4 protein-coding genes and 1 riboswitch are annotated in these 4,050 nt (G+C 70.6%); all 4 genes read left to right on the top strand.

What is annotated here, in order from left to right; translation table 11 throughout:
* Positions 1–17 precede the first annotated feature (17 nt).
* A riboswitch (TPP riboswitch) is annotated at positions 18–114 on the top strand.
* Positions 115–179: 65 nt separating this feature from the next.
* Genes DBR34_RS02775 through DBR34_RS02760 form a run of 4 tightly spaced genes read left to right on the top strand, consistent with a single transcriptional unit; the run spans position 180 to position 3,875 of the window.
* The gene (locus DBR34_RS02775; protein WP_128095598.1) at positions 180–2,351 is read left to right on the top strand and encodes a TonB-dependent siderophore receptor; all 2,172 of its coding nucleotides are present in this window, start codon (positions 180–182) and stop codon (positions 2,349–2,351) included.
* Complete coding sequence (gene pnuC, locus DBR34_RS02770) at positions 2,348–2,932, top strand: nicotinamide riboside transporter PnuC (protein WP_128095597.1); 585 nt, start codon at positions 2,348–2,350, stop codon at positions 2,930–2,932. Before DBR34_RS02775 ends, pnuC begins: the two co-directional genes overlap by 4 nt.
* A 54-nt stretch (positions 2,933–2,986) precedes the next feature.
* Entirely contained in the window at positions 2,987–3,436 is a 450-nt protein-coding gene (locus DBR34_RS02765) for an AraC family transcriptional regulator (RefSeq protein WP_128095596.1), read from the top strand.
* Positions 3,437–3,458: 22 nt separating this feature from the next.
* Positions 3,459–3,875, top strand: a complete 417-nt coding sequence (locus DBR34_RS02760) for a VOC family protein (protein ID WP_128095595.1) — start codon at positions 3,459–3,461, stop codon at positions 3,873–3,875.
* Positions 3,876–4,050: the final 175 nt, after the last annotated feature.

Genomic DNA, 4,050 nt, shown 5'->3' with positions numbered 1-4,050 from the left:
CGTTTGTGGTGAAATGGGCACCGAAGCGGGGGTGCCTGGGCAAAGCCAGGCTGAGAGAGTCCCTTGGAACCTGATCCGGTTGATACCGGCGTAGGGAGCTTTGTGCAGTGGGCGCAACGACCGGATGGGTCGGTGCGTGCGCGCCGTCGCTTCGTCTCTTCTGGCTGATGACGAATCGAATGAACCGCTGCTATCGCCCTGCCCTGCTTACCGTCGCCCTGTGCGCCGCCCTGCCGCTGCATGCCAGCGACGCCGCCCCGGACGCGCCCGACCGTTCCCCGACCGAGCTTGCCGCCGTCCGCGTGCAGGCCCGCCAGCCCGTGGCCGACACCGTGCAGACCAACAGCTTCGGCAGCGGCGACTGGAAGGACACCCCGGCCGCGTTGACCGTGCTCGACCGCGACCTGCTCGACAGCCGCCAGGTGCGCAGCCTGTCCGAACTGGCCCGCAACGACGCCTCGCTCGGCGACAGCTACGCCCCGGTGGGCTACTACCAGAACATCGCCATCCGCGGCTTCCCGCTGGACACCGGCACCGGCTACCGCTTCAACGGCCTGAGCACCACCGGCGAACAGCGGCTGGCGCTGGAGAACGTGCAGCAGGTGGAAATCCTGAAGGGCGAAGCCGGCCTTGCCGCCGGCGTGATGGCGCCCGGCGGCATCATCAACTACGTCGGCAAGCGCCCGACCGAGGTCCGCAACGTCACCCTGGGCACCGATTCGGAAGGCTCGCGCTATGCCGCGGTGGATGTCGGCCACTGGCTGACCCCGCGCCTGGGCGTGCGCATGAACGCAGCGTGGGACGGCAGCGAGTCGTACATCGCGCGTGCCGAAGGCCGCCGCAACTTCTACTCGCTGGCCACCGACTGGCTGATCAGCGACCGCAGCAAGCTGGAAGTGGATGCCAACTACCAGACCAGCTCGCAGCGCTCGGCCTCCGGCTACCAGCTGCTGGGCGCGCGCGAACTGCCACGCGGGGTGGACCGCGAGCACATGCTGGGCTACCAGCCGTGGCAGCGGCCGGTGGGCATCGACAGCACCAACATCACCGCCCTGCACACCTACCAGTTCAACGCGCAGTGGCAGTCGCGCGTGTCGGCCGGCTACAGCCGCTCGGTGATCGATGACAACGTGGCCTTCGCCTACGGCTGCTACTACGCCGCGCAGTGTGCCGATGGCAGCGTGCCGGGCAACTACTTTGCGCCCAACGGCGACTACGACATCTACGATTACCGCAGCCCCGACGACACCCGCCGCAACCTGGAGGCGCGCGCCGAACTGCGCGGCAGCTTCAGCACCGGGCGCGTCGGCCACGAACTCACCGTGGGCGCAGACCGCTTCGAGCGCACCATCGACAAGCGCCGCAACGTCAACGAGTACGTCGGCACGGCCAACATCCATGACGCGCAGGTGCCGGTGTTCGCGCCGTCGCCGCTGCAGCCCGGCCCCTCGGTGCGCCGACTGGACAGCGCGCAGACGGCCGTGTTCGCGATGGACCGCATGCAGTTCGGCGATGCCTGGCAGTGGCTGGCCGGTGGCCGCTTCGTGCGCCTGGATGAGCGCGCGTTCGACAAGCGCGGCACCCCCGAGCGCCACAGCACGCTGTCGCGCTTCCTGCCGCAGACCGCGCTGGTCTGGAAGGCGACCGAGCAGGTGAATGTCTACGCCAGCTACGTGCGCGGCATTTCGCTGGGCCAGGAAGCCCCGTTCTGGACGTCCAACGACGGCGCGTTCCTGGCGCCGGTGCTGTCGCGGCAGACCGAAGTGGGCGTCAAGTACGCCGCCGCCGATGCGCTGACCCTGGGCGCGGCGCTGTTCCGCACCTCGCAGCCCTTCCAGTACGCCAAGCCGGACGGCAGCGACGCCGGCTACACCTTCGTGGCCGAAGGCCAGCAGACCCATACCGGGCTGGAACTGACCGCCAATGGGCGTGTTGCCGAAGGCCTGGTGCTCAACGCCAGCGTCAGCGCGCTGCAGGCGCGCGCGCGTAGCAGTGGCACCGCGCTGTATGAGGGCCACCAGCTGGTCAACGTGCCCAAGCTGCGCGCCAGCGTGCATGCCGACTACGCGCTGCCGTTCGCCAGCGGGCTGTCGGTCACCGGCGGCTGGCGCTACGCCTCGGCCAACGCCGCCACGGTGGACGGCAGCGTGCGCGCACCGGCCTACCACGTGGTCGACCTGGGCCTGCGCTTCAGGCACGCGCTGGCCGACCATCCGGTGACCTGGAACCTGTCGGTGGACAACGTGTTCGACCGCTTCTACTGGCGCGATACCGGCAGCACCGCGGGCGACTACTACCTGTTTGCCGGTGCGCCGCGCCAGGCCCGGTTGTCGGTGACGTTCGGGCTATGAGCGCGGCCCTTCTCGAATGGTCGGCGGTGGCCGCCAGCATCCTCGGCGTGTGGTTGATGGCGCGCCGGCACATGCTGGCCTGGCCCGTGGGGCTGGTGGCGGTGGCGCTGTATGCGGTGGTGTTCATCGAGGCCCGGCTGTATTCGGACACGCTGCTGCAGGTCGTGTTCGGCGGCTTCCTGCTGTACGGCTGGCTGAGCTGGCGCCGGCACGCGCAACAGGACGGGGCGATCGTGATCGCGCCGCTGCCGCGCCGGCAGCTGCTGCGCGATCTTGGCATCGGCGTGGTGTTCGGCGTCGCGCTGGGGGCGGCGATGCACACCTGGACCGATGCCGCGCTGCCCTGGCTGGATGCCATGCTCGCCGCGCTGAGCCTGGTGGCGCAGTGGTGGCAGGCGCGCCGCCATATCGCCACGTGGTGGCTGTGGATCGTCGTCGACGTGGTCTACGTGGGCATGTACCTGGTCAAGTCGCTGGACGTCACCGCCGGGCTGTACCTGGTGTTCGTCGGGCTGGCGGTGATGGGGCTGCGCGCGTGGACGGCGGCGGACGAGGCACCCGGCGCCGTGCAGCGCCGCTGAGGCGCCTTGCTGGCAGGCGCGCCCGGTCGTAGCATCGCCGGGCGGAGGACGCCGATGACCCAGAGCCCTGCCCTGTTGCGACGCCTGCTGCGGGCCAAGGACCGGATGGACCAGGCGCCGCACGAGGCCTGGCCGGTCCGGCGCCTGGCCGAGGTGAGCGCCACCTCCGAGGCCTACTTCGCGCGCCAGTTCCGGCTGGCCTTCGGCCTGCCGCCGCACCGCTACCTGCTGAGCCGCCGCATCGAACGGGCGGTGGCGCTGTGCCGCGACACCGACCTGCCCATCACCGAAATCGCCTACCAGACCGGCTGGAGCAGCCTGGGCACGTTCGGCCGGGTGTTCCGCGACATCACCGGGCAGTGTCCGGGCGACCTGCGCGACACGCCACCGGCCGACGCCTCACCGGGCAGCACCCCCGAGTGCATCCTGCGCGCCGCCCGGCGCCCGGACCTCACCACCTCAGTTTCGGAGAAGCGCCAGCGCAGGGGTGCGGGTACAACGTAGCCTCCAACACCGGAGGTTCTCCATGACACAGGGTATCGAGGTGGTCGGCGTGTACGTGCGCGACCAGGACGAAGCCGTGGCGTTCTACGTCGACGCGCTGGGCTTCAGGATCCACACCGACGTGCGCAATGGCCCGTACCGCTGGCTGACCGTCCAGCACCCGGACCAGCCCACGTTCCAGCTGGGCCTGTTCGTGCCGGGTCCGCCCGTGCACGACCCCGCCACCGCGCAGGCCCTGGCGGCGCTGGTGGCCAAGGGCGCCATGCCGGCACTGGTGCTGGCCGTGGACGATTGCCGCGCGGCCTATACGCGGCTGAGCGCGGCCGGCGTGGAATTCACCCAGCCGCCAGTGGAGCGCTACGGCACCGTGGATGCGGGTTTCCGCGATCCGTCCGGCAACGGCTGGAAGATGATCGAATCGGCCGCCCGTCCGGCCTGACCGCGCCCGTCGCCACGCGCCGGCATGGCGGTCAGTCCAGCAGCAGGCGCATCGCCTCGGTGCCCATGGCCGGGTCGGTGCTGCCCGGGCGGCCGTCTTCGACGCGCCCGGCCAGGCGCTGCGAGGCCCCGGGCTGCTCGACATGCAGGTCGTACCAGCCGCCACTGGCGGTGGC

The organism is Stenotrophomonas sp. HMWF003 (genome assembly GCF_003061285.1).
In the GTDB taxonomy this organism is placed as follows: Bacteria; Pseudomonadota; Gammaproteobacteria; order Xanthomonadales; family Xanthomonadaceae; genus Stenotrophomonas; species Stenotrophomonas maltophilia_AP.
This window is presented reverse-complemented; position numbering and strand designations above follow the sequence as displayed.

Excerpts from the sequence above, each read along its gene's own strand:
- DBR34_RS02775 (WP_128095598.1), top strand. The coding sequence starts at position 180 with ATGAACCGCTGCTATCGCCCTGCCCTGCTTACCGTCGCCCTGTGCGCC.
- pnuC (WP_128095597.1), top strand. The coding sequence starts at position 2,348 with ATGAGCGCGGCCCTTCTCGAATGGTCGGCGGTGGCCGCCAGCATCCTC.
- DBR34_RS02765 (WP_128095596.1), top strand. The coding sequence starts at position 2,987 with ATGACCCAGAGCCCTGCCCTGTTGCGACGCCTGCTGCGGGCCAAGGAC.
- DBR34_RS02760 (WP_128095595.1), top strand. The coding sequence starts at position 3,459 with ATGACACAGGGTATCGAGGTGGTCGGCGTGTACGTGCGCGACCAGGAC.